The 22,974-nt window shown below is 53.7% G+C and carries 22 protein-coding genes and 1 rRNA gene; 15 read left to right on the top strand and 8 right to left on the bottom strand.

Translation table 11 applies throughout. The features are described from left to right. The first annotated feature begins 24 nt into the window (after window positions 1-24). The 10 genes from fabZ (at window position 25) to tilS (ending at window position 13,451) form a co-directional block, all read left to right on the top strand. Window positions 25-480 (top strand): 3-hydroxyacyl-ACP dehydratase FabZ, encoded by a 456-nt coding sequence (gene fabZ, locus J4645_RS13450; RefSeq protein ID WP_000210741.1) that lies wholly within the window; start codon window positions 25-27, stop codon window positions 478-480. A gap of 3 nt (window positions 481-483) precedes the next feature. Continuing rightward, window positions 484-1,272, top strand: coding sequence for an acyl-ACP--UDP-N-acetylglucosamine O-acyltransferase (lpxA, locus tag J4645_RS13445; protein ID WP_000565950.1), 789 nt, complete (start codon window positions 484-486; stop codon window positions 1,270-1,272). Then, window positions 1,272-2,420, top strand: coding sequence for a lipid-A-disaccharide synthase (gene lpxB, locus J4645_RS13440; RefSeq protein ID WP_023214797.1), 1,149 nt, complete (start codon window positions 1,272-1,274; stop codon window positions 2,418-2,420). The genes lpxA and lpxB overlap by 1 nt, the downstream gene beginning before the upstream one ends. After that, a complete protein-coding gene (gene rnhB, locus J4645_RS13435) occupies window positions 2,417-3,013 on the top strand; it encodes a ribonuclease HII (protein ID WP_000569411.1) in 597 nt (198 codons plus the stop codon). The genes lpxB and rnhB overlap by 4 nt, the downstream gene beginning before the upstream one ends. A 23-nt stretch (window positions 3,014-3,036) precedes the next feature. Continuing rightward, entirely contained in the window at window positions 3,037-6,519 is a 3,483-nt protein-coding gene (dnaE, locus tag J4645_RS13430; RefSeq protein ID WP_023214798.1) for a DNA polymerase III subunit alpha, read from the top strand. A gap of 12 nt (window positions 6,520-6,531) precedes the next feature. Beyond that, complete coding sequence (gene accA / locus J4645_RS13425) at window positions 6,532-7,491, top strand: acetyl-CoA carboxylase carboxyl transferase subunit alpha (RefSeq protein ID WP_000055753.1); 960 nt, start codon at window positions 6,532-6,534, stop codon at window positions 7,489-7,491. Between the two features lie 179 nt (window positions 7,492-7,670). Further along, window positions 7,671-9,434 carry a chitinase gene (locus J4645_RS13420; RefSeq protein WP_000524167.1) on the top strand — a complete coding sequence of 588 codons (1,764 nt, stop codon included), beginning with the start codon at window positions 7,671-7,673 and terminating at the stop codon, window positions 9,432-9,434. Window positions 9,435-9,509: 75 nt separating this feature from the next. Further along, on the top strand, window positions 9,510-11,651 hold the full coding sequence (ldcC, locus tag J4645_RS13415; RefSeq protein WP_023214799.1) for a lysine decarboxylase LdcC: 2,142 nt from the start codon (window positions 9,510-9,512) through the stop codon (window positions 11,649-11,651). A 55-nt stretch (window positions 11,652-11,706) separates the two neighbouring features. Next, the gene (locus J4645_RS13410; RefSeq protein ID WP_000901088.1) at window positions 11,707-12,096 is read left to right on the top strand and encodes a VOC family protein; all 390 of its coding nucleotides are present in this window, start codon (window positions 11,707-11,709) and stop codon (window positions 12,094-12,096) included. A 62-nt stretch (window positions 12,097-12,158) separates the two neighbouring features. Then, window positions 12,159-13,451, top strand: a complete 1,293-nt coding sequence (gene tilS, locus J4645_RS13405) for a tRNA lysidine(34) synthetase TilS (protein ID WP_023214800.1) — start codon at window positions 12,159-12,161, stop codon at window positions 13,449-13,451. 83 nt (window positions 13,452-13,534) lie between these two features. On the opposite strand, the gene rof is transcribed toward tilS, so the two are convergent. Together rof and J4645_RS13395 are read right to left on the bottom strand one after the other, a co-directional pair. After that, entirely contained in the window at window positions 13,535-13,795 is a 261-nt protein-coding gene (rof, locus tag J4645_RS13400) for a Rho-binding antiterminator (protein ID WP_000062329.1), read from the bottom strand. Beyond that, on the bottom strand, window positions 13,782-13,982 hold the full coding sequence (locus tag J4645_RS13395) for a YaeP family protein (RefSeq protein WP_001518678.1): 201 nt from the start codon (window positions 13,980-13,982) through the stop codon (window positions 13,782-13,784). The genes rof and J4645_RS13395 overlap by 14 nt, the downstream gene beginning before the upstream one ends. 197 nt (window positions 13,983-14,179) lie before the next feature. Here J4645_RS13395 and J4645_RS13390 point away from each other — a divergent pair, with 197 nt between their 5' ends. Genes J4645_RS13390 through nlpE form a run of 3 tightly spaced genes read left to right on the top strand, consistent with a single transcriptional unit; the run spans window position 14,180 to window position 15,877 of the window. Further along, on the top strand, window positions 14,180-14,725 hold the full coding sequence (locus J4645_RS13390; RefSeq protein WP_001185319.1) for a YaeQ family protein: 546 nt from the start codon (window positions 14,180-14,182) through the stop codon (window positions 14,723-14,725). Further along, the gene (gene arfB, locus J4645_RS13385; protein WP_000560527.1) at window positions 14,722-15,144 is read left to right on the top strand and encodes an alternative ribosome rescue aminoacyl-tRNA hydrolase ArfB; all 423 of its coding nucleotides are present in this window, start codon (window positions 14,722-14,724) and stop codon (window positions 15,142-15,144) included. The genes J4645_RS13390 and arfB overlap by 4 nt, the downstream gene beginning before the upstream one ends. A gap of 31 nt (window positions 15,145-15,175) precedes the next feature. Continuing rightward, window positions 15,176-15,877 carry an envelope stress response activation lipoprotein NlpE gene (nlpE, locus tag J4645_RS13380; protein ID WP_000252576.1) on the top strand — a complete coding sequence of 234 codons (702 nt, stop codon included), beginning with the start codon at window positions 15,176-15,178 and terminating at the stop codon, window positions 15,875-15,877. 73 nt (window positions 15,878-15,950) lie between these two features. Here nlpE and proS read toward each other — a convergent pair whose 3' ends face one another. From proS to metN, 6 genes are all read right to left on the bottom strand, one after another. Further along, complete coding sequence (proS, locus tag J4645_RS13375) at window positions 15,951-17,669, bottom strand: proline--tRNA ligase (protein WP_001260675.1); 1,719 nt, start codon at window positions 17,667-17,669, stop codon at window positions 15,951-15,953. 110 nt (window positions 17,670-17,779) lie between these two features. Continuing rightward, window positions 17,780-18,487 carry a tRNA (N6-threonylcarbamoyladenosine(37)-N6)-methyltransferase TrmO gene (gene tsaA / locus J4645_RS13370; protein WP_000093982.1) on the bottom strand — a complete coding sequence of 236 codons (708 nt, stop codon included), beginning with the start codon at window positions 18,485-18,487 and terminating at the stop codon, window positions 17,780-17,782. Then, window positions 18,484-18,888 (bottom strand): Rcs stress response system protein RcsF, encoded by a 405-nt coding sequence (rcsF, locus tag J4645_RS13365; RefSeq protein WP_001202315.1) that lies wholly within the window; start codon window positions 18,886-18,888, stop codon window positions 18,484-18,486. Before rcsF ends, tsaA begins: the two co-directional genes overlap by 4 nt. Window positions 18,889-19,006: 118 nt before the next feature. Next, window positions 19,007-19,822, bottom strand: coding sequence for a methionine ABC transporter substrate-binding lipoprotein MetQ (gene metQ / locus J4645_RS13360; RefSeq protein ID WP_000874215.1), 816 nt, complete (start codon window positions 19,820-19,822; stop codon window positions 19,007-19,009). 38 nt (window positions 19,823-19,860) lie between these two features. Then, complete coding sequence (locus J4645_RS13355) at window positions 19,861-20,514, bottom strand: methionine ABC transporter permease MetI (RefSeq protein WP_001287486.1); 654 nt, start codon at window positions 20,512-20,514, stop codon at window positions 19,861-19,863. Beyond that, on the bottom strand, window positions 20,507-21,538 hold the full coding sequence (gene metN, locus J4645_RS13350) for a methionine ABC transporter ATP-binding protein MetN (protein ID WP_000594023.1): 1,032 nt from the start codon (window positions 21,536-21,538) through the stop codon (window positions 20,507-20,509). Before metN ends, J4645_RS13355 begins: the two co-directional genes overlap by 8 nt. Window positions 21,539-21,727: 189 nt before the next feature. On the opposite strand from metN, the gene gmhB reads away from it, so the two are divergent. Together gmhB and J4645_RS13340 are read left to right on the top strand one after the other, a co-directional pair. After that, entirely contained in the window at window positions 21,728-22,294 is a 567-nt protein-coding gene (gmhB, locus tag J4645_RS13345; RefSeq protein ID WP_001140158.1) for a D-glycero-beta-D-manno-heptose 1,7-bisphosphate 7-phosphatase, read from the top strand. A gap of 370 nt (window positions 22,295-22,664) precedes the next feature. Next, a 16S ribosomal RNA gene (locus J4645_RS13340) occupies window positions 22,665-22,974 on the top strand; the annotation flags it as partial.

The following is a 22,974-nucleotide window of genomic DNA, read 5'->3' as shown; positions in this document are numbered from 1 at the left end:
GTATATTTGGACAGGAAGAGTATTTTGACTACTAACACTCATACTCTGCAGATTGAAGAGATTTTAGAGCTTCTGCCGCACCGTTTTCCGTTTTTACTGGTCGATCGCGTGCTGGACTTTGAAGAAGGTCGTTTTCTGCGTGCGGTGAAAAATGTCTCCGTCAACGAGCCGTTTTTCCAGGGGCATTTCCCGGGCAAACCGATTTTGCCAGGCGTGCTGATTCTGGAAGCGATGGCGCAGGCAACCGGTATTCTGGCGTTTAAAAGCGTTGGTAAACTGGAACCTGGCGAACTGTATTATTTCGCGGGTATTGATGAAGCGCGCTTTAAGCGTCCGGTTGTGCCAGGCGATCAGATGATCATGGAAGTCACTTTCGAGAAAACGCGCCGTGGCCTGACCCGCTTTAAAGGGGTTGCGCTGGTCGACGGTAAAGTCGTGTGCGAAGCAACCATGATGTGTGCTCGTAGCCGGGAGGCCTGATTCGTGATTGATAAATCCGCCTTTATTCATCCTACCGCCATTGTGGAGGACGGCGCTGTAATTGGCGCTAATGCCCACATTGGTCCCTTTTGTATTGTTGGGCCGCAGGTCGAAATTGGTGAGGGAACCGTACTGAAGTCTCATGTGGTCGTGAATGGTCAAACCAAAATCGGCCGCGACAACGAGATTTATCAGTTTGCCTCCATCGGTGAAGTGAACCAGGATCTGAAATATGCGGGTGAGCCGACCCGTGTGGAAATTGGCGATCGTAACCGCATCCGCGAAAGCGTCACCATTCATCGTGGTACAGTGCAGGGCGGTGGGTTGACGAAGGTGGGTAGCGATAACCTGCTGATGATCAATGCGCATGTCGCACATGATTGTACGGTAGGTAATCGCTGTATCCTCGCCAACAACGCCACGCTGGCGGGGCACGTATCAGTCGATGATTTTGCGATCATCGGCGGTATGACGGCAGTTCATCAATTCTGCATTATCGGTGCGCATGTGATGGTCGGCGGCTGCTCCGGCGTGGCGCAGGATGTCCCTCCGTATGTGATTGCGCAGGGTAACCATGCGACGCCGTTCGGGGTAAATATCGAAGGGCTGAAGCGTCGCGGCTTTAGCCGTGAAGGGCTGGTGGCGATTCGTAATGCCTACAAACTGTTGTACCGCAGTGGTAAAACGCTCGACGAAGCGAAGCTGGAAATCGCTGAACTTGCTGAAAAGCATCCGGAAGTGAAGGCGTTTACCGAGTTCTTTGAGCGTTCAACGCGCGGTCCGATTCGTTAATGGCGGCACAGCGTCCTTTAACGATTGCCCTGGTCGCCGGTGAAACGTCCGGCGATATTCTTGGCGCAGGCTTAATTCGTGCGCTGAAAGCGCGCGTACCCAACGCCCGCTTTGTGGGCGTTGCGGGGCCGCGTATGCAGGCCGAAGGGTGTGAAGCCTGGTACGAAATGGAAGAGCTGGCGGTCATGGGCATTGTTGAAGTGCTCGGTCGTTTACGCCGTTTGTTGCATATCCGCGCCGATCTGACCCGTCGTTTTACCGAACTCAAGCCCGATGTCTTTGTCGGGATTGATGCCCCTGATTTCAACATTACCCTCGAAGGTAATCTGAAAAAACAAGGGATTAAGACCATTCATTATGTCAGCCCGTCTGTTTGGGCCTGGCGACAGAAACGCGTTTTCAAAATAGGCAGATCCACCCATATGGTGCTGGCTTTTCTGCCTTTCGAAAAAGCGTTTTACGATAAATTTAACGTCCCGTGCCGCTTTATCGGTCACACCATGGCGGATGCCATGCCGCTGGACCCGGATAAAAATGCGGCGCGCGACGTGCTGGGTATCCCGCATGACGCCCATTGTCTGGCGCTACTGCCAGGCAGCCGTGGCGCGGAAGTGGAAATGCTCAGCGCCGACTTCCTGAAAACCGCACAATTGCTGCGACAGCGCTATCCCGATCTGGAAGTGGTAGTGCCGCTGGTGAGCGCGAAACGCCGCGAGCAGTTTGAAAAAATTAAAGCGGAGGTTGCGCCGGATCTCGCCGTTCATTTGCTGGACGGCATGGCGCGCGAGGCGATGATCGCCAGCGACGCGGCTCTGCTGGCCTCGGGTACGGCGGCACTGGAGTGTATGCTGGCAAAATGCCCGATGGTAGTGGGGTATCGTATGAAGCCCTTCACTTTCTGGCTGGCGAAACGTCTGGTAAAAACGGAGTATGTGTCTTTGCCTAACCTGCTGGCGGGAAGAGAATTAGTCAAAGAGCTGTTGCAGGAAGAGTGCGAACCGCAAAAACTCGCCGAAGCGCTGTTGCCGCTACTGGCGAACGGTAAAACCAGCCATGCGATGCACGATACCTTCCGTGAATTGCATCAGCAGATCCGCTGTAATGCCGATGAGCAGGCGGCAGATGCCGTCCTGGAGTTAGCACAATGATCGAATTTGTTTATCCACACACCCATTTAGTGGCGGGTGTGGATGAAGTGGGCCGTGGCCCGCTGGTGGGCGCCGTAGTGACCGCCGCCGTGATCCTCGATCCGGCTCGTCCGATCGTCGGTCTGAATGATTCCAAAAAATTGTCTGAAAAGCGTCGTCTGTCATTGTATGACGAGATTAAAGAAAAGGCGTTAAGCTGGAGTCTGGGACGCGCGGAAGCGCATGAAATTGATGAGCTGAATATTTTGCACGCCACCATGCTCGCCATGCAGCGCGCTGTCGCTGGTCTGCATATTGCGCCAGAATATGTGCTGATCGACGGCAATCGCTGTCCGGCGCTGCCTGTGCCGTCAATGGCCGTGGTGAAAGGCGACAGCCGCGTGGCGGAGATTAGCGCGGCGTCTATTCTGGCGAAAGTCACCCGCGACGCAGAAATGGCGGCGCTGGATATCGTTTTTCCTCAGTATGGCTTTGCGCAGCACAAAGGCTATCCAACCGCTTTTCATCTGGAAAAGTTGGCACAGTATGGCGCGACGGCGCACCACCGACGCAGTTTTGCGCCTGTTAAACGCGCTCTGGGACTTGTGTCCTGATTCTTGTATCGAGAAATCTGAAGATGTCTGAACCACGTTTCGTTCACCTGCGGGTGCACAGCGACTACTCTATGATCGATGGGCTGGCGAAGACCGGGCCGCTGGTGAAAAAGGCGGCCTCATTAGGTATGCCTGCGCTGGCGATCACCGATTTTACCAACCTCTGCGGTCTGGTGAAGTTCTACGGAGCGGGTCATGGCGCGGGCATTAAACCCATCGTCGGGGCGGACTTTAACGTTCACAACGAACTGCTGGGAGATGAGCTGACTCATCTGACGGTACTGGCGGCGAATAATACGGGATACCAGAACTTGACGTTGCTGATCTCGAAAGCGTATCAGCGCGGCTACGGCGCGGCAGGCCCGATTATTGAGCGCGACTGGCTGGTAGAGCTTAAAGAAGGTTTGATCCTGCTTTCCGGCGGGCGCATGGGCGACGTAGGCCGCTGTCTGCTACGCGGCAACCAGGCGCTGGTGGAGGAGTGCGTTGTTTTCTATGAAGCGCATTTTCCCGATCGCTACTTTCTGGAACTGATCCGCACCGGCAGACAGGATGAAGAGACCTATCTCCATGCTGCGGTTGAACTGGCTGAGGCACGTGGTTTGCCGGTTGTCGCGACAAACGATGTCCGTTTTCTTGAAAGCGATGATTTTGACGCCCATGAAATTCGTGTCGCGATCCACGACGGTTTCACGCTTGACGATCCTAAGCGTCCGCGCAATTACTCGCCGCAGCAATATATGCGCAGCATCGATGAGATGTGCGAACTGTTCGCCGATATTCCGGAGGCGCTGGAAAATACGGTGGAGATTGCCAAACGCTGCAACGTAACGGTGCGTCTGGGTGAATATTTCCTGCCGCAGTTCCCGACCGGCGATATGACCACCGAAGATTATCTGGTCAAAAAATCGAAAGAGGGGCTCGAAGAACGTCTGGCTTTCCTGTTTCCGGACGAAGAAGAGCGCAAAAAGCGTCGCCCGGAATATGACGAGCGTCTGGATATTGAACTACAAGTTATCAACCAGATGGGGTTCCCTGGCTACTTCCTCATCGTGATGGAGTTTATCCAGTGGTCAAAAGATAACGGCGTGCCGGTAGGGCCGGGACGTGGCTCCGGGGCCGGTTCGCTGGTGGCCTACGCGCTGAAAATTACCGACCTTGATCCGCTGGAATTTGACCTGCTGTTCGAACGTTTCCTGAACCCGGAACGTGTCTCGATGCCTGACTTCGACGTTGACTTCTGTATGGAGAAACGCGACCAGGTGATTGAGCACGTCGCAGACATGTACGGGCGTGATGCGGTATCGCAAATTATCACCTTCGGTACGATGGCGGCGAAAGCCGTTATCCGCGATGTGGGACGCGTGCTGGGGCATCCGTACGGTTTTGTCGATCGTATCTCGAAGCTGGTGCCGCCCGATCCGGGCATGACGCTGGCAAAAGCCTTTGAAGCGGAACCGCAACTGCCGGAAATTTACGAGGCGGATGAAGAGGTCAGAGCGCTGATCGATATGGCGCGTAAGCTTGAAGGCGTCACGCGTAACGCCGGTAAACACGCTGGCGGCGTGGTCATCGCGCCGACCAAAATTACCGACTTTGCGCCGCTGTACTGCGATGAAGAGGGCAAGCATCCGGTTACCCAGTTTGATAAAAGCGACGTGGAATATGCCGGGCTGGTGAAGTTCGACTTCCTCGGTTTGCGTACGCTGACCATCATCAACTGGGCGCTGGAGATGATCAACAAGCGGCGGGCGAAGAATGGCGAGCCGCCGCTGGATATCGCCGCCATTCCGCTGGACGATAAAAAAAGCTTCGACATGCTGCAGCGCTCGGAAACCACGGCGGTCTTCCAGCTTGAATCGCGCGGCATGAAAGATCTGATCAAACGTCTGCAGCCGGACTGCTTTGAAGATATGATCGCGCTGGTGGCTCTGTTCCGTCCCGGTCCGTTGCAGTCCGGGATGGTAGATAACTTTATCGACCGTAAGCACGGTCGTGAAGAACTCTCTTACCCGGACGTTCAGTGGCAGCATGAAAGCCTGAAGCCGGTACTGGAGCCGACTTACGGCATCATTCTGTATCAGGAACAGGTGATGCAGATTGCCCAGGTACTTTCCGGGTATACTCTCGGCGGCGCGGATATGCTGCGTCGTGCGATGGGTAAGAAAAAGCCGGAAGAGATGGCCAAACAGCGTTCCGTTTTTGAAGAGGGCGCGAAAAAGAACGGTATCGACGGCGAACTGGCGATGAAAATCTTTGACCTGGTGGAGAAATTCGCCGGTTACGGGTTTAACAAATCGCACTCCGCCGCTTATGCGCTGGTTTCTTACCAGACGCTATGGCTAAAGGCGCACTATCCGGCTGAATTTATGGCGGCGGTGATGACTGCCGATATGGACAACACCGAGAAGGTCGTCGGCCTGGTGGACGAGTGCTGGCGGATGGGACTGAAAATTCTGCCGCCGGATATTAACTCCGGATTGTACCATTTCCACGTTAACGATGAGGGCGAGATCGTCTACGGCATCGGCGCGATCAAAGGCGTCGGCGAAGGGCCGATCGAAGCGATCATCGACGCGCGTAATCAGGGCGGCTATTTCCGCGAGCTGTTTGATCTGTGCGCGCGGACCGACACCAAAAAGCTCAACCGCCGGGTGCTGGAAAAGCTGATCATGTCCGGGGCGTTCGACCGCCTGGGGCCGCACCGCGCCGCGCTGATGAACTCATTGGGCGATGCGCTGAAAGCCGCCGACCAGCACGCCAAAGCGGAAGCTATCGGTCAGGCGGATATGTTCGGCGTACTGGCGGAAGAGCCGGAGCAAATCGAGCAATCCTATGCCAGCTGCCAGCCGTGGCCGGAGCAGGTGGTGTTAGATGGGGAACGTGAAACGTTGGGGCTGTACCTGACGGGCCACCCTATCAATCAGTATTTAAAAGAAATTGAGCGCTATGTCGGCGGGGTAAGGCTCAAAGACATGCATCCGACAGAACGTGGTAAAGTCACCACGGCTGCGGGGCTCGTGATTGCCGCAAGGGTTATGGTCACCAAGCGCGGCAATCGTATCGGCATCTGTACGCTGGATGACCGTTCCGGGCGTCTGGAAGTGATGTTATTTACCGACGCGCTGGATAAATACCAGCAGTTGCTGGAAAAAGACCGCATACTTATCGTCAGCGGACAGGTCAGCTTTGATGACTTCAGCGGGGGGCTTAAAATGACCGCCCGCGAAGTGATGGATATTGACGAAGCTCGCGAAAAATACGCTCGCGGGCTTGCTATCTCGCTGACGGACAGGCAAATTGATGACCAGCTTTTAAACCGACTCCGTCAGTCTCTGGAACCCCACCGCTCGGGGACCATTCCAGTACATCTCTACTATCAGAGGGCGGATGCGCGTGCGCGGCTGCGTTTTGGCGCAACGTGGCGTGTCTCTCCGAGCGATCGTTTACTTAACGATCTGCGTGGCCTCATTGGTTCGGAGCAGGTGGAACTGGAGTTTGACTAATACAGGAATACTATGAGTCTGAATTTCCTTGATTTTGAACAGCCGATAGCAGAGCTGGAAGCGAAAATCGATTCTCTGACTGCGGTAAGCCGCCAGGATGAGAAACTGGATATTAATATCGATGAAGAAGTCCATCGCCTGCGCGAAAAAAGCGTAGAACTGACGCGCAAAATCTTCGCCGATCTCGGCGCATGGCAGGTAGCCCAACTGGCGCGCCATCCGCAGCGTCCGTACACCCTGGATTATGTTCGTCTGGCGTTTGATGAGTTTGATGAGCTGGCGGGCGATCGCGCCTATGCTGATGACAAAGCCATCGTCGGCGGTATCGCGCGTCTGGAAGGGCGGCCGGTGATGATCATTGGTCATCAGAAAGGTCGTGAAACCAAAGAAAAAATTCGTCGTAACTTTGGCATGCCAGCGCCGGAAGGCTACCGCAAAGCGCTGCGCCTGATGGAAATGGCTGAACGCTTCAACATGCCGATTATCACCTTTATCGACACCCCGGGCGCTTACCCTGGCGTGGGCGCGGAAGAGCGTGGTCAGTCTGAAGCTATCGCCCGCAACCTGCGTGAGATGTCTCGTCTGAACGTACCGGTCATCTGCACCGTGATTGGCGAAGGCGGCTCCGGCGGCGCATTGGCGATTGGCGTGGGTGATAAAGTGAATATGCTGCAATACAGCACCTATTCCGTTATCTCCCCGGAAGGTTGCGCCTCTATTTTGTGGAAGAGCGCCGACAAAGCGCCATTGGCTGCTGAAGCGATGGGCATCATCGCGCCGCGTCTGAAAGAGCTGAAGCTAATCGATTCCATCATTCCGGAGCCGCTGGGCGGCGCGCACCGTAATCCGGAAGCGATGGCGGCGTCGCTAAAAGCGCAGCTGCTGGAAGATTTAGCCGATCTCGATGTGTTAAGCACCGATGATTTAAAAAACCGTCGTTACCAGCGTTTGATGAGCTACGGTTACGCTTAATCATTTACCTCATTTTTCCCAGGAGGCCGGATAATCCGGCCTCTTTTTTTTGGACGAGGAAAAATGAGATGCCGATGAGTTGATGTGATTAAACGCAACGGCATGTTCTCCCTGACACTGTAGCAACTGCCAGGCGTGTGGCCAGGGCAGGCAGTGAACTACCCTTCAAGGAGAAAATTATGGGATTGCAAAAAACACTGGCGCTCAGCGCCGTGGCGGCAGGAATCATGTTGAGCTTATCCGGTGCGCAGGCCGCGCCGCTGCTTAGCAGTAGTGAACCAATGACCATTAACGCCAGCGATCTGGCGGCGAAAGAGAAAGCGCTGACGGATTTTCCGTTAATGGAGGCAGTGAAATCCTCTATCCAGACGTTGGATAACAGCGCGGTCGAACAAATCGAACCGGGGCGCGCCGCTAACCCGGCAAACGTAAAACGCGTTGAAAGTATTCTGAAAGAGGCCGACTGGGATTATCTGTTCCCGATGCGCGCGCCGGAATATACTTACTCTAACTTCCTGAAAGCGATAGGTAAATTCCCGGCGGTTTGTGGTACCTACACCGATGGACGCGATAGCGACGCTATCTGCCGTAAAACCCTGGCTACTATGTTTGCGCATTTTGCCCAGGAGACGGGCGGTCACGAAAGCTGGCGTGACATTCCGGAATGGCGTCAGGCGCTGGTCTATCTGCGCGAAGTCGGCTGGACAGAAGGGCAGAAAGGCGGCTACAACGGCGAATGTAACCCGGATGTATGGCAGGGCCAGACCTGGCCGTGCGGTAAAGATAAGGACGGCGATTTCCTCAGCTATTTTGGTCGCGGGGCAAAACAGCTTTCTTATAACTACAACTATGGGCCTTTCTCTGACGCGATGTATGGTGACGTTCGCCCTCTGCTGGATAAACCCGAGCTGGTGGCGGATACCTGGATGAACCTGGCGAGCGCCGTCTTCTTCTTTGTGTATCCGCAGCCGCCGAAGCCGTCTATGCTACATGTGATTGACGGTACCTGGCAGCCAAACGATCGCGATAAAGCAAACGGCCTGGTATCAGGTTTCGGCGTCACCATTCAGATCATCAATGGCGGCGTGGAGTGCGGCGGCGCAGATGAGAATGCGCAGTCGCTTAACCGTATTGCCTACTACAAAGAGTTTGCCAACTACCTGAAAGTGCCGGTGCCGGCTGACGAAGTGTTGGGCTGTAAAAAGATGAAGCAATTCGATGAAGGCGGCGCTGGCGCGTTACCGATCTATTGGGAACAAGACTGGGGCTGGAGCGCCGATACTGCGGACGGTAAAACCTATTCCTGCCAGTTAGTGGGATATCAGACGCCGTATACCGCCTTTAAAGAGGGCGACTACACGAAATGTGTACAGCATTATTTCAACGTTAATGTCGTCGATGATAACGGAACCACTGAACCGGATGTCACGCCAACTCCAGCGCCAGTGACGGATGAAAACGTGGCGCCCGTCGCGCGCATTGCCGGGCCGGTCGGGGCGGTGGAAGCTGGTAGCCCGGTTTCACTCAGCGCGGAAGGATCGACCGACGCGAATGGCGACAAGCTCACCTATACCTGGATGTCGCAGGATGGCAAAACGCTGAGCGGCCAGGATAAAGCCGTTGTGATTTTCAACGCGCCGGATGTCACTCAGAACACCCAGTATGTGGTGAATCTGACCGTTAGCGACGGTACGCTCTCCAGCACTGCGGTTTATACGCTGAATGTGAAAGCGAAGGCCGCCGCTGCGGATGACGAAGATAAGACCACCAGCTACCCTGCCTGGAGCAGCAGCCAGAAATGGAATCCGGGCGACATCGTCAACAATAATGGCGCATTGTACCAGTGCAAACCGTTCCCGGAAGGCTCATGGTGTAATGTTGCGCCTGCCTACTATGAGCCCGGCGTAGGGATTGCCTGGGCCGATGCATGGAACGCATTGTAATAAGATAAATCCTGTCGGTGCTTTGCATCGGCAGGATTGTTACTATGCTTATCTCAGGTTTTTTCAGGAGAAAGCATGAACATCATCGCCATTATGGGGCCGCACGGGGTTTATTATAAAGATGAACCCATCAAGGAGCTTGAGCGTGCATTACAATCCCTGGGATTTCAAATTATCTGGCCGCAAAATAGCGTTGACTTGTTGAAGTTTATTGAACATAACCCGCGCATCTGCGGCGTTATTTTTGACTGGGATGAATACAGTCTCGACCTTTGTAGCGAAATCAACCAGCTAAATGAATACCTTCCTCTCTACGCCTTTATCAATACCAACTCCACGCTGGACGTTAGCGTTCACGATATGCGCATGGCGCTGTGGTTTTTTGAGTATGCATTGGGGCTGGCTGAAGATATCGCGACGCGCATTCATCAATATACAAACGAATATCTCGATAATATTACGCCGCCGTTTACCAAAGCGCTGTTTACCTACGCCAAAGAAGGAAAATATACCTTTTGTACGCCGGGTCATATGGCAGGAACGGCGTATCAGAAAAGCCCGCCAGGCTGTTTGTTTTATGACTTTTTTGGCGGCAATACCTTAAAAGCTGATGTGTCGATTTCGGTGACTGAACTGGGATCGCTGCTGGATCACACCGGACCGCATCTGGAAGCGGAAGAGTATATCGCCCGTACTTTTGGCGCCGAGCAGAGTTATATGGTGACGAACGGTACGTCGACCTCGAATAAAATTGTCGGTATGTATGCCGCGCCTGCGGGAAGTACGCTACTTATTGATCGTAATTGCCATAAATCGCTGGCGCATTTGCTGATGATGAGCGATGTGGTGCCTCTCTGGTTGAAGCCGACGCGCAATGCGCTCGGTATTCTCGGCGGTATTCCTAAGCGTGAATTTACCTGCGACAGCATTGCGCGTAAGGTGGCGGAAACCTCGCAGGCGCAATGGCCGGTTCATGCGGTTATCACCAATTCTACTTACGATGGTCTGCTGTATAACACTAACTGGATCAAGCAGATGCTGGACGTTCCCTCGATCCATTTTGATTCCGCCTGGGTACCCTATACCCATTTCCATCCGATCTACCAGGGGAAAAGCGGGATGAGCGGCGATCGGGTGCCCGGAAAAGTGATTTTCGAAACGCAATCCACCCATAAAATGCTGGCGGCTTTTTCGCAGGCGTCGCTTATTCATATCAAAGGGGAATATGACGAAGAGACGTTTAACGAAGCGTTTATGATGCACACTTCCACATCGCCGAGCTATCCCATTGTCGCCTCTATCGAGACCGCGGCGGCGATGCTGCGCGGCAATCCAGGGAAAAGATTGATTAATCGTTCGGTGGAGCGGGCGCTCCATTTTCGTAAAGAGGTACAGCGGTTACGTGAAGAGTCCGATAGCTGGTTCTTTGATATCTGGCAGCCGGAAGAGGTTGATGAGGCCGAATGCTGGCCGGTAACGCCGGGAGAAACCTGGCATGGCTTCACCGATGCCGATGACGATCATATGTTCCTCGATCCGGTTAAGGTGACAATCCTGACGCCGGGGATGGATGAACAGGGCAACATGAGCGAAGAGGGGATACCCGCCGCGCTGGTGGCGAAGTTCCTCGATGAGCGAGGCGTGGTGGTGGAAAAAACCGGGCCGTATAATTTGCTGTTTTTGTTCAGCATAGGGATTGATAAGACCCGTGCGATGGGGCTGCTGCGCGGGCTGACGGAATTTAAACGGGCCTACGATCTTAACCTGCGCGTCAAAAATATGTTGCCGGATCTGTATGCGGAAGATCCGGATTTTTATCGCAATATGCGCATTCAGGATCTGGCGCAGGGGATCCATAAACTGATCCGCCAGCACGATCTTCCGGGGCTGATGTTGCGGGCGTTCGAGGTTTTACCGGAGATGATCATGACCCCGCACCAGGCCTGGCAGCGTCAGATCAAAGGCGAGGTGGAAACCGTGGCGCTCGATCAACTGCCAGGGCGCGTTTCCGCGAATATGATCCTGCCTTATCCGCCAGGCGTTCCGCTGTTGATGCCCGGCGAGAGGATCACGCAACAGAGTCGGGCCGTGCTCGATTTTCTGCTAATGCTCTGCTCGATTGGCCAGCATTATCCCGGTTTTGAAACGGATATTCACGGCGCGAAACGGAATGAAGACGGGGTGTACCAGGTACGAGTCTTAAAACACGCCTGTTAGCTTGCCTGACGGGAATGTGACGAGTAACGTACTGATAATCAATAAAGGAGACGCTATGCTGGGATTAAAACAGGTTCATCACATCGCGATCATTGCGACAGACTATGCGGTGAGCAAGGCGTTTTACTGCGATATTCTGGGGTTCGATCTGCTAAGCGAAGTCTGGCGGGAAGAGCGTGACTCGTGGAAGGGCGATTTGGCGCTAAACGGGCAGTATGTAATTGAGCTTTTCTCTTTTCCCTTCCCTCCGGCGCGTCCAAGCCGACCTGAAGCCTGCGGCCTGCGCCATCTGGCTTTCAGCGTGGAAAATGTGGAAAACGCCGTTGCGCATCTGGAAAAGCATCAGGTTAAGTGCGAACCGATACGCATCGATCCGTATACCGGGAAGCGCTTTACTTTTTTCAACGATCCGGACGGTTTACCGCTTGAGCTGTATGAGCAGTAAGGCTTGTCATTAAGACGCTCGCCAGGTAACGTTGCCGGGCTAAGTCACTATAAGCATGGATCATGACCACTCTCACGTTGAATACCTCGTTACTCTCTTCTCGCCGTATTCTGGCTGCCTTTAGCGGCGGCCTGGATTCTACGGTGCTTCTGCATCAACTGGTGTTGTGGCGAGAACGCCATCCTGACGTTACGCTGCGTGCTATCCATATTCATCACGGTTTAAGCCCTCATGCTGATAGCTGGGTGCGGCATTGCGAAACCGTATGCGAACGCTGGCTGGTTCCGCTGGTAGTGGAGCGGGTGACGCTGGCGGATAATGGCCTGGGTATCGAGGCCCATGCGCGTGAAGCGCGCTACCGGGCGTTCGCACAGACGCTATTGCCTGGCGAAGTGCTGGCAACCGCGCAGCACCTTGACGATCAGTGTGAAACATTCCTGCTGGCGTTAAAGCGCGGCAGTGGTCCGGCCGGACTTTCCGCGATGGGAGAACGCTCGCCTTTTGCCGGAACTCTGCTTCTTCGCCCGCTGTTGAGAGAAACGCGGAAGACGCTGGAACAGTGGGCTGTGCATCATGGCTTATGCTGGATTGAAGATGAAAGCAATCAGGATGACGCCTACGATCGCAATTTTTTACGCCTGCGCGCGCTTCCGCTCTTGCAGCAGCGCTGGCCGCATTTTCCTGCGGCGGTAGCCCGTAGCGCGACGCTCTGCGCCGAGCAAGAAAGGCTGCTGGACGAGCTTCTGGCCAGCGATCTTACGGACTGTATCACGACGGAGGGAACATTGCGGCTCTCTCCATTAATGTCGATGAGCGATGTACGGCGGGCGGCGATTTTGCGTCGCTGGCTGGCGATGCGTAATGCGCCGATGCCCTCTCGCGACGCGCTGGAACGTATCTGGCAGGAGGTGGCGCTGGCGCGCGACGATGCCTCTCCCTGTTTACGCTTTGGCGATCACGAGATTCGCCGTTATCAGTCGCAACTGTGGTGGATTAAATCCGTGGCCGGACAACACGAAACGACGGTCGCCTGGCCCGTCTGGCAAACACCGCTGGCGCTGCCTGCCGGCTTAGGGACGGTACAGCTCGTTCCTGGGGGCGAACTGCGCCGACCGCGAGAGGAAGAATCCGTCAGCATTCGGTTTAAGGCGCCAGGGTTGCTACACATTGTGGGACGTCACGGTGGACGTAAATTAAAGAAAATCTGGCAGGAGCAGGGGATCCCGCCCTGGCGACGAGACACCACGCCGCTGTTGTTTTACGGCGAAACGCTGATTGCGGCTGCGGGTGTTTTTGTGACGCGTGAGGGAGCAGCAGAAGATAAAGAAGGGGTGAGTCTGGTTTGGCATGCCTGATGGCGCTGCGCTTATCAGGCCTACGTATCGCATGGAACGTAGGCCGGATAAGGTGCTTGCACCGCCATCCGGCAACAAAATACTCAGGATTCGCTAACTACCACGGTACCAATTTCCGGGTGGCTGAAACTGGCGATTTTATCGAGACGAAGTTCACAAGACTCGCCGGAAATCTCGGCAAGCAGATACTCTACGTTTTTACGTAAGATCAAATCGTTCGCTTTTGCCTGCAAAACCTCGCCATCTTTTAACGTTAGCGTCAGTATTAAATGATGCATGCAGGCAAGCTCAAGACTATCGTAGTCATCGCAATTAATGGGTTGATACGTTTCATTCATTGACATAATCGCTCACCAGTAAGTTCGCGGCAGCATAAGCTGCCTTTTCCCTGACCGACTCTGAAAGGGCGCTATCTGCCGCCACTTCATTAAGCACTTTCAATACACAACCCAGCGCATCCGGGACATACCCTAAGTCTCCGCTGGCGATTTCCGCATACCGCTTGCGTACTAACTCACAATATTTTTCCACATGCCCTCCTGTCAGCATTCTGACTTAACCGTGGATGCAAGTCTAAGCCTACGAAGTTAAATCTTGTTTAGCAAGGTGACTATACCATACTCATTTGCGCAATATCAGCGCCTGACGCGAGTGGGTAAAAGATTCGTTAACAGCCTTTTAGCGCGGTTTTCGCTACAATGGGCACCTGATTCGAAAGGAGTTTTCTCATGGCGCTTAAAGCGACAATTTATAAAGCCGTCGTCAATGTGGCTGACCTTGATCGCAACCGGTTTCTGGATGCGGCATTGACGCTGGCGCGTCACCCTTCTGAAACGCAGGAGCGCATGATGCTGCGCCTGTTGGCATGGATAAAATATGCTGATGAACGGTTGCAGTTTACACGCGGGCTCAGCGCGGAAGATGAGCCGGAGGCCTGGCTGCGCAACGATCATCTGGGCATCGATCTCTGGATAGAGCTGGGGCTGCCGGATGAGCGCCGTATTAAGAAAGCCTGTACTCAGGCGAGCGACGTCGCGCTCTTTGCTTATAACTCCCGGGCGGCGCAAATCTGGTGGCAGCAGCATCAAAGCAAGTGCGCGCAGTTCGCTAACCTGTCCGTCTGGTATCTGGATGACGGGCAACTGGCGCAGCTCAGTGAATTTGCCGATCGTACCATGACGCTACAGGCGACGATTCAGGACGGCGCAATCTGGCTTTCTGATGCTCGGAATAATCTGGAAATACAGCTAACCGCCTGGCAACAGCCCTCATGATTGCCATCTCCCGGACGGTCTCCATAGCCGATAATGAGCTGGAAATTACGGCCATTCGCGCGCAGGGCGCGGGTGGTCAGCACGTAAATAAGACCTCTAGCGCGATTCATTTGCGCTTTGACATTCGGGCCTCTGGCCTGCCAGAGTATTATAAACAGCGTTTGCTGACGGCCAGCCACCATCTGATAAGTGATGATGGCGTCATTATCATTAAGGCGCAGGAGTTCCGGAGCCAGGAGCTCAACCGGGAAGCGGCTATCGCCAGGCTGGTTGCCGTCATAAAAGAATTAACCGCGGAGCAGAAAAGCCGTCGCGCAACCCGTCCGACGCGTGCCTCGAAAGAGCGCCGCTTGTCCTCAAAGGCGCAAAAATCTTCTGTAAAGGCGCTTCGCGGCAAAGTTCGTCGTCCACTGGATTGACGGGCAGGAATAGCAATTTCATAAGGATTTTATGGTGAGAACAGCAATATTGTCAGTAGCGGCAGCCTGTACGCTATTTGCATTGATAGGGTGTAATAACCGTGCGGAAGTTGACGCCCTGCAACCTGCGCAGGCGGCGGAATTAAAACCCATGCAGCAAAGCTGGCGCGGCGTGCTGCCCTGTGCGGATTGTGAAGGTATTGAAACGTCACTGTTTCTGGAAAAAGACGGCACATGGGTGATGAACGAGCGCTATCAGGGCGTGCGCGAGGAACCTTCCTCTTTTGCGTCATACGGTACCTGGGCGCGGACGGCGGATAAACTGGTGTTAACCGACAGCAATGGCGAGAAATCGTATTATCGCGCGAAAGGCAATGCGCTGGAGATGCTCGACAGAGAAGGCAATCCGGTGGCTTCGCAGCTTAATTATACGCTTGTGCCTGTTACCGCCAGCCTGCCGGTAACGCCAATGCCGTTGCGTGGTATGTATGTATACAGGGCCGATGCGGCGACCTTTACCGATTGTGCGACCGGAAAACGGCTGCCGGTCGCCAGTAACGCCCAGCTTGAGCGCGGCTATCTGACGGCGAAAGGTGAAGCGGAAAAACCGGTGCTGCTGACGGTAGAAGGGCATTTTGTGTTTGCCGCGAACCCGGACACGGGCGAGCCGGTAAAAATGCTAATAGCCGATAAAAACGCGAAGTTTGCGCCGGGTAAAGATTGCACTCACTAATAAAAGGCCTCGCAGGATGCGAGGCCTTTACATATCTGCCGGGTGGCGCCGGGCAATCCCAACAAAATGTCGTTTAGCCTTTAATCGCCTTGACCAGATAATCAACGATATCGCCGGTTTTAATCAGCGATTTTTCACCGCTACGACGGTATTTATACTCAATATCGTCGTTATCCAGGTTGCGATCGCCAATCACGATAGTATGTGGAATACCAATCAGCTCCATATCGGCAAACATCACGCCCGGGCGCTCTTTACGGTCGTCCATCAGCACTTCAATGCCCTGCGCGCGCAATTCGCTGTACAGCTTTTCCGCCAGCTCCTGCACACGGAAGGATTTGTGCATATTCATCGGCAGAATAGCGACCTGGAAAGGCGCAATGGCGTCAGGCCATACAATGCCGCGCTCGTCAAAGTTCTGCTCGATAGCCGCGGCAACGACACGTGTTACGCCGATACCATAGCAGCCCATTGTCAGGATCTGGTTACGGCCATCTTCACCCTGAACGGAGGCTTTCAGCGCTTCTGAGTACTTGGTACCTAACTGGAAGATGTGACCCACTTCGATACCGCGTTTGATAAGCAACGTTCCCTGACCATCCGGACTCGGATCGCCGGCGACTACGTTACGGATGTCGGCAACAACAGGCGTCGCCACATCGCGATCCCAGTTAATACCAAAGTAGTGTTTACCGTCGATGTTGGCGCCAGCGGCAAAATCGCTCATGGCGGCAACGGTACGATCGATGATGACCGGAATCGACATATTGACCGGGCCGAGGGAGCCAGGGCCGGCATTAATTACGGCGCGAATCTCTTCTTCGGTAGCGAAGGTCAGCGGGCTGGCAACGTGCGGCAGTTTTTCCGCTTTAACTTCATTCAGTTCATGATCGCCGCGAACCAGCAGAGCCACCAGCGGAGACTTGCTGTCTTTCGCCGCTTTCACCAGCAGCGTTTTTACCGTTTTTTCAATTGGCAGGTTGAACTGTTCCACCAGCTCCGCGATGGTTTTGGCATTTGGCGTATCGACCAGAGTCATTTCCTGCGTCGCCGCTGCGCGCGGCGTTTGCGGCGCGATAGCTTCTGCCAGTTCAATGTTAGCCGCGTAATCAGAAACATCAGAGAAAACGATATCGTCTTCGCCGCTTTGCGCCAGCACCTGGAATTCATGCGAGGCGTTGCCGCCGATAGAACCGGTATCGGCCTGTACCGCGCGGAAATCCAGCCCCATACGGCTGAAGATACGGCTATACGCGGCGTACATGGCGTCATAGGTTTCCTGCAACGACTCCTGAGAGGTGTGGAAAGAGTAAGCATCTTTCATCAGGAATTCGCGCGAACGCATCACGCCAAAGCGCGGACGCACTTCATCACGGAATTTGGTCTGGATTTGGAAGAAGTTCAGCGGCAACTGCTTATAAGAGCTGAGTTCATTACGCACCAGATCGGTGATAACTTCTTCGTGGGTCGGGCCGAGTACGAACGGACGCTCGCCACGGTCGACAAAACGCAGCAGTTCCGGACCGTACTGTTCCCAACGACCACTCTCTTGCCACAGGTCGGCTGGCTGAACGACTGGCATCGACACCTCGATAGCACCGGCGTTGTTCATCTCTTCACGCACGATGTTTTCGACTTTTTTCAGGACGCGCAGGCCGGTCGGCAGCCAGGTATATAACCCGGAGGCGAGCTTGCGGATCATCCCGGCGCGCAGCATCAGCTGGTGGCTGATAACCTCGGCGTCGGCAGGTGTCTCCTTCAGAGTGGAGAGCAGGTATTGGCTAGTACGCATGTTGTTACGGTTCCAGTTGAACGATCGAACAGGCTCAATGTGAGCCTGATACAAAAAAAGTGATTTAGTTTACCAGCGTGCAAGAGATGTCAAAAGAGAAGGGAGTGAAATTACCGTGGTTCCAGCGCAAACACTTCAAATCCAGTGCTAACCACACGCCAGCGCACGTTAAAATCATGCAGCCAGACGGCATAGGTTTTGCCCGTCTCTTCACCCTTACGATAAGCCGGGCGAGGATCTTGCGCCAGCACATCGCAAATAAATGTCCGTAGCTGCGGATAACGCCTTTCCAGCGTCGTAAGCTGTTGAGCCACCTCAGCGGTAAAACTCACGGGCATTTCAGCTATCGGCGCCTGTTGCGCATAGCTGGCGGCGGCGTCCGGTAAGGCCTCGGCAAACGGTAAATACGGTTTGATATCCACCACCGGCGTGCCATCCACCAGATCCAGACTGCCTAATTTCAGAATTACGCTCTCTTTCCGGCACTCGATACCTTTTAGCGCAACGAGCGACATGCCAATCGGATTGGGGCGGAACGTGGAGCGCGTGGCAAAAACGCCCATTCTGGCGTTACCGCCAAGACGGGGCGGACGAACTGTTGGCCGCCAGCCGCCGTCTATCGTCTGATGAAAAACGAAAAGCACCCACAAATGGCTGAACGCCTCCAGGCCGCGAACGGCATCGGCCTGGTTGTAAGGCGCTATCAGATGCAGTTCGCCGCAGGCGCTTTTGACCAGACCGGGCTGGCGCGGAACGGCGAATTTTTCTTTATAGGGGGAGCGAATAACGCCGATTTGTTCAAACTGAAAGCTGCTCATTTCGCCGAAATATTCAGGGCGGACCCGATACAAACCGCCTGACGATAGCAGCCTGGCGTGCCGCTGGTAATTTCACAGCTGTGCAGCAGGACGGCGTTGGCTTTCATTTTAGATGCATTAATCTGCATACGCTTGCGCGCAGTTGGAATGTTAGGCGGAGAGTCTTGATTTGTCGCCTGGCAGGATTCGCCGCTAACCTCGCCAAGATCGCGGAAAGGTTTGCCGACTAAGTCTTCAGCATTGGTGTAAATCCTGACGGGAGCGGCACGCGGCGCTTTAGGTTTCTCCGGCTCCGCTTTTGGCGGGGTTGCGGTGCTTTGAACGGGTTCAACAGGGGATCTGCTTAGCATGGAACAACCGCCCAGCATGAGTGCCAATAAACAGATCGGTAAAGCACGCATAATATTTCCTCAATGAATGTTCTAATTGCCAGATATTGAATCAGGAGCTTGCATAAATGACAAGACGGGCAATAGCCCGTCCTGAATAATATTACAGATTGTGGAATCAGCCTAAAACTTACCAGCCTTTCACCGCGCCGCCATTAAAAACTTTATTTGCGGCTTCGTACACTTCATCAGACTGGTAAGCCTGAACGAATTTTTTCACATTCTCGGCGTCTTTGTTATCTTCACGCGTCACGATCAGGTTAACGTACGGAGAATCTTTATCTTCAACGAAGATACCGTCTTTCGCTGGCGTCAGGCCAATCTGGCTGGCGTAAGTCGTATTGATGACCGCTAACGCGATCTGCGCGTCATCCAGCGAACGCGGCAACTGCGGCGCTTCCAGCTCAACAATTTTCAGATTTTTCGGGTTTTCGACGATATCCAGCGAGGTAGGAAGCAGACCGACGCCGTCTTTCAGTTTAATCAGCCCTACTTTTTGCAGCAGCAGCAGGGAACGACCAAGGTTGGTCGGGTCGTTAGGCACAGCGACCTGGGAACCGTCCTTGAGCTCATCCAGTGATTTGATTTTTTTGGAATATCCTGCAATGGGATAGACAAAAGTCTTACCTACAGAAACCAGTTTGTAGCCGCGATCTTTGATTTGCTGATCCAGATACGGTTTGTGCTGGAAGGCATTGGCATCGATATCGCCTTTGCTCAGCGCTTCATTAGGCAGAACATAATCATTAAAGGTCACCAATTCCACGTCCAGGCCGTATTTTTCTTTCGCGACTTTCTGCGCGACTTCGGCAACTTGCTGCTCTGCGCCAACGATTACGCCGACTTTAATATGGTTCGGATCTTTTTCATCCTGACCGCAACCCGCAAGTGCCAGAGAACCAATCAGAGCACCCACTGCCGCAAAGGTTTTGAATTTGAACGCCATGCTTATTTCCTTAATGAGTATTTGTGTTGTGTTTAACGTTACTTATGCGTGACAGCCCTGACGATGCGATCGCCGGATAACTGAATTAAATAAACCAGAACGACAAGTAATACCAGCACCGTATTCATCACGGTAGCATTGTATCCAATATAACCGTACTGATAGCCGATTTGACCGAGGCCGCCTGCGCCGACGGCGCCGCCCATTGCGGAGTAACCGACCAGGGTGATCAGTGTAATGGTTGCCGCATTTACCAGACCAGGCAGCGCTTCCGGTAAAAGGATTTTACGTACAATTTGCAGCGGCGTGGCGCCCATCGCTCGCGAGGCTTCAATCAGCCCGGCAGGGATCTCTAACAACGCATTTTCCACCATACGGGCGATAAAAGGCGCGGCGCCGACGGTCAGCGGTACAATCGCAGCCTGCAAACCAATGGAGGTGCCGACAATTATTCGGGTAAAAGGAATCATCCACACCAGCAGAATGATAAAGGGAATCGAGCGGAAAATATTGACCACCGCAGAGAGGGAGCGATACAGCCTGGCGTTCTCCATAATCTGCCCCGGGCGCGTAACATACAGCAATACGCCAACCGGCAGGCCAATCACGAAACCGAAGAAACCGGAGACAAAGGTCATCGCCAACGTTTCCCAAACGCCACGAACCAGTAACCACATCATTGCCTCAGACATAACCCAGTACCTCTACTTTCACATGGTGATCCTGCAGCCAGGCAATTGCGGCTTGCGTCTCTTCTTGTGTGCCGTGCATTTCCGTTAGCATAATGCCGAACTTCACACCGCCCGCGTAATCCATCTGCGCGCTGATAATATTATTGTTCACGTTGAAACGACGCGCGGTTTCAGAAAGCAGCGGGGCATCCACAGACTGCCCGGTGAATTCCATGCGCAGCATCGGCACGCTGTCAGTTTCCGGCGACGCTTTCAAACGCGCCTGGTAATCTTCCGGAATGTCCAGATGCAGAGTGGACTGAATAAACTTCTGCGCCAGCGGCGTTTTAGGATGCGAGAAGACTTCGCTGACCGTATCCTGCTCAATAAGCTCGCCATTACTGATAACGGCAACGCAGTCGCAGATACGTTTCACGACATCCATTTCATGAGTGATAAGCAGAATCGTCAACCCCAGACGACGGTTGATATCTTTCAGCAATTCCAGAATCGAACGGGTCGTCGCAGGATCAAGCGCGCTGGTGGCTTCATCGCACAGCAATACTTTTGGATTACTGGCTAACGCGCGGGCAATCGCGACACGCTGTTTCTGACCGCCGGAAAGATTTGCCGGATAGCTGTCGTGCTTGTCGCCAAGACCGACTAAATCCAGCAGCTCTGTGACACGGCGTTTGACCTCTTCCTTTGGTGTGTTATCCAGTTCCAGCGGCAACGCGACGTTGCCAAACACGGTACGGGAAGAGAGCAGGTTAAAATGTTGGAAAATCATGCCGATTTGACGGCGAGCTTTGGTCAACTCAGACTCTGAAAGCGTTGTCAGCTCCTGACCGCCGACCTGAACGCTACCTTCGGTTGGGCGTTCAAGTAAATTAACGCAGCGGATAAGCGTACTTTTACCGGCGCCGGAGGCGCCAATGACGCCATAAATCTGCCCGGCAGGGACGTGCAGGCTGACATTATTTAGCGCCTGAATGGTGCGCGTCCCCTGCTGGAACACTTTGGTAATATTCGAAAGTTTAATCATTGATTCTTTATTATCGTAATGAAATGAGCGGAGGCATTTTCGTCTGCCTAATACGGTCAACGCCGTCAACAGAATGGATGTTAAGGCATCCAGACGTCTAAATCAATCAGGCTTTATACGATGAGCACTTTCTTGCCTGCTGAAACATGCGATACTAGCGCCACTTGCTTTACTCAGGAGCTATAAAAGGTGGCAAAGTCTGTACCCGCAATTTTTCTCGACCGTGACGGCACCATTAATGTGGATCACGGCTACGTACATGAAATCGATGCATTTGAGTTTATAGACGGCGTTATTGACGCGATGCGCGAGCTAAAAAAAATGGGCTATGCGTTGGTGGTGGTGACGAACCAGTCCGGAATCGCGCGCGGCAAATTCACTGAGGCGCAGTTTGAAACGTTAACCGAATGGATGGACTGGTCGTTGGCGGATCGCGATGTTGATTTGGACGGCATCTATTATTGTCCTCACCATCCGCAGGGCAGCATAGAAGAGTTCCGTCAGGTATGTGATTGCCGCAAGCCGCATCCAGGAATGCTTATCTCGGCGCGTGATTTCCTGCATATCGATATGGCGGCTTCTTATATGGTGGGAGACAAGCTGGAAGATATGCAGGCGGCAGCGGCGGCAAATGTCGGGACAAAAGTGCTGGTGCGTACGGGCAAACCGGTCACGGCAGAAGCAGAAAACGCGGCGGACTGGGTGTTAAACAGCCTTGCTGACCTGCCATCAGCGATAAAAAAGCAGCAAAAATAAGCGTTATGGATAAAAGATGAGCGGTTAAAACAAAAATGCATTTTTCCGCTTGTCTTCCTGAACCGACTCCCTATAATGCGCCTCCATCGACACGGCGGATGTGAATCACTTCACACAAACAGCCGGTCGGTTGAAGAGAAAAATCCTGAAATTCAGGGTTGACTCTGAAAGAGGAAAGCGTAATATACGCCACCTCGCGACGGTGAGCTGAAAGCCGCGTCGCGCCTGCTCTTTAACAATTTATCAGACAATCTGTGTGGGCACTCGAAGATACGGATTCTTGACGTCGCAAGACGAAAAATGAATACCAAGTCTCAAGAGTGAACACGTAATTCATTACGAAGTTTAATTCATTGAGCATCAAACTTTTAAATTGAAGAGTTTGATCATGGCTCAGATTGAACGCTGGCGGCAGGCCTAACACATGCAAGTCGAACGGTAACAGGAAGCAGCTTGCTGCTTTGCTGACGAGTGGCGGACGGGTGAGTAATGTCTGGGAAACTGCCTGATGGAGGGGGATAACTACTGGAAACGGTGGCTAATACCGCATAATGTCGCAAGACCAAAGAGGGGGACCTTCGGGCCTCTTGCCATCAGATGTGCCCAGATGGGATTAGCTTGTTGGTGAGGTAACGGCTCACCAAGGCGACGATCCCTAGCTGGTCTGAGAGGATGACCAG

Source organism: Salmonella sp. 32082101201600294FB01SM01, from assembly GCF_017572865.1.
In the GTDB taxonomy this organism is placed as follows: domain Bacteria; phylum Pseudomonadota; class Gammaproteobacteria; order Enterobacterales; family Enterobacteriaceae; genus Salmonella; species Salmonella enterica.
The sequence above is the reverse complement of the archived record's forward strand: the minus strand, read 5'-3'. Positions and strand labels throughout refer to the sequence as shown.

Bases quoted from the DNA above. Each gene is read 5' to 3' on its own strand.
- lpxB (WP_023214797.1), top strand. From the start codon at position 1,272: ATGGCGGCACAGCGTCCTTTAACGATTGCCCTGGTCGCCGGTGAAACG.
- rnhB (WP_000569411.1), top strand. From the start codon at position 2,417: ATGATCGAATTTGTTTATCCACACACCCATTTAGTGGCGGGTGTGGAT.
- dnaE (WP_023214798.1), top strand. From the start codon at position 3,037: ATGTCTGAACCACGTTTCGTTCACCTGCGGGTGCACAGCGACTACTCT.
- accA (WP_000055753.1), top strand. From the start codon at position 6,532: ATGAGTCTGAATTTCCTTGATTTTGAACAGCCGATAGCAGAGCTGGAA.
- J4645_RS13420 (WP_000524167.1), top strand. From the start codon at position 7,671: ATGGGATTGCAAAAAACACTGGCGCTCAGCGCCGTGGCGGCAGGAATC.
- ldcC (WP_023214799.1), top strand. From the start codon at position 9,510: ATGAACATCATCGCCATTATGGGGCCGCACGGGGTTTATTATAAAGAT.
- J4645_RS13410 (WP_000901088.1), top strand. From the start codon at position 11,707: ATGCTGGGATTAAAACAGGTTCATCACATCGCGATCATTGCGACAGAC.
- tilS (WP_023214800.1), top strand. From the start codon at position 12,159: ATGACCACTCTCACGTTGAATACCTCGTTACTCTCTTCTCGCCGTATT.
- rof (WP_000062329.1), bottom strand. From the start codon at position 13,795: ATGTCAATGAATGAAACGTATCAACCCATTAATTGCGATGACTACGAT.
- J4645_RS13390 (WP_001185319.1), top strand. From the start codon at position 14,180: ATGGCGCTTAAAGCGACAATTTATAAAGCCGTCGTCAATGTGGCTGAC.
- arfB (WP_000560527.1), top strand. From the start codon at position 14,722: ATGATTGCCATCTCCCGGACGGTCTCCATAGCCGATAATGAGCTGGAA.
- nlpE (WP_000252576.1), top strand. From the start codon at position 15,176: ATGGTGAGAACAGCAATATTGTCAGTAGCGGCAGCCTGTACGCTATTT.
- proS (WP_001260675.1), bottom strand. From the start codon at position 17,669: ATGCGTACTAGCCAATACCTGCTCTCCACTCTGAAGGAGACACCTGCC.
- tsaA (WP_000093982.1), bottom strand. From the start codon at position 18,487: ATGAGCAGCTTTCAGTTTGAACAAATCGGCGTTATTCGCTCCCCCTAT.
- rcsF (WP_001202315.1), bottom strand. From the start codon at position 18,888: ATGCGTGCTTTACCGATCTGTTTATTGGCACTCATGCTGGGCGGTTGT.
- metQ (WP_000874215.1), bottom strand. From the start codon at position 19,822: ATGGCGTTCAAATTCAAAACCTTTGCGGCAGTGGGTGCTCTGATTGGT.
- J4645_RS13355 (WP_001287486.1), bottom strand. From the start codon at position 20,514: ATGTCTGAGGCAATGATGTGGTTACTGGTTCGTGGCGTTTGGGAAACG.
- metN (WP_000594023.1), bottom strand. From the start codon at position 21,538: ATGATTAAACTTTCGAATATTACCAAAGTGTTCCAGCAGGGGACGCGC.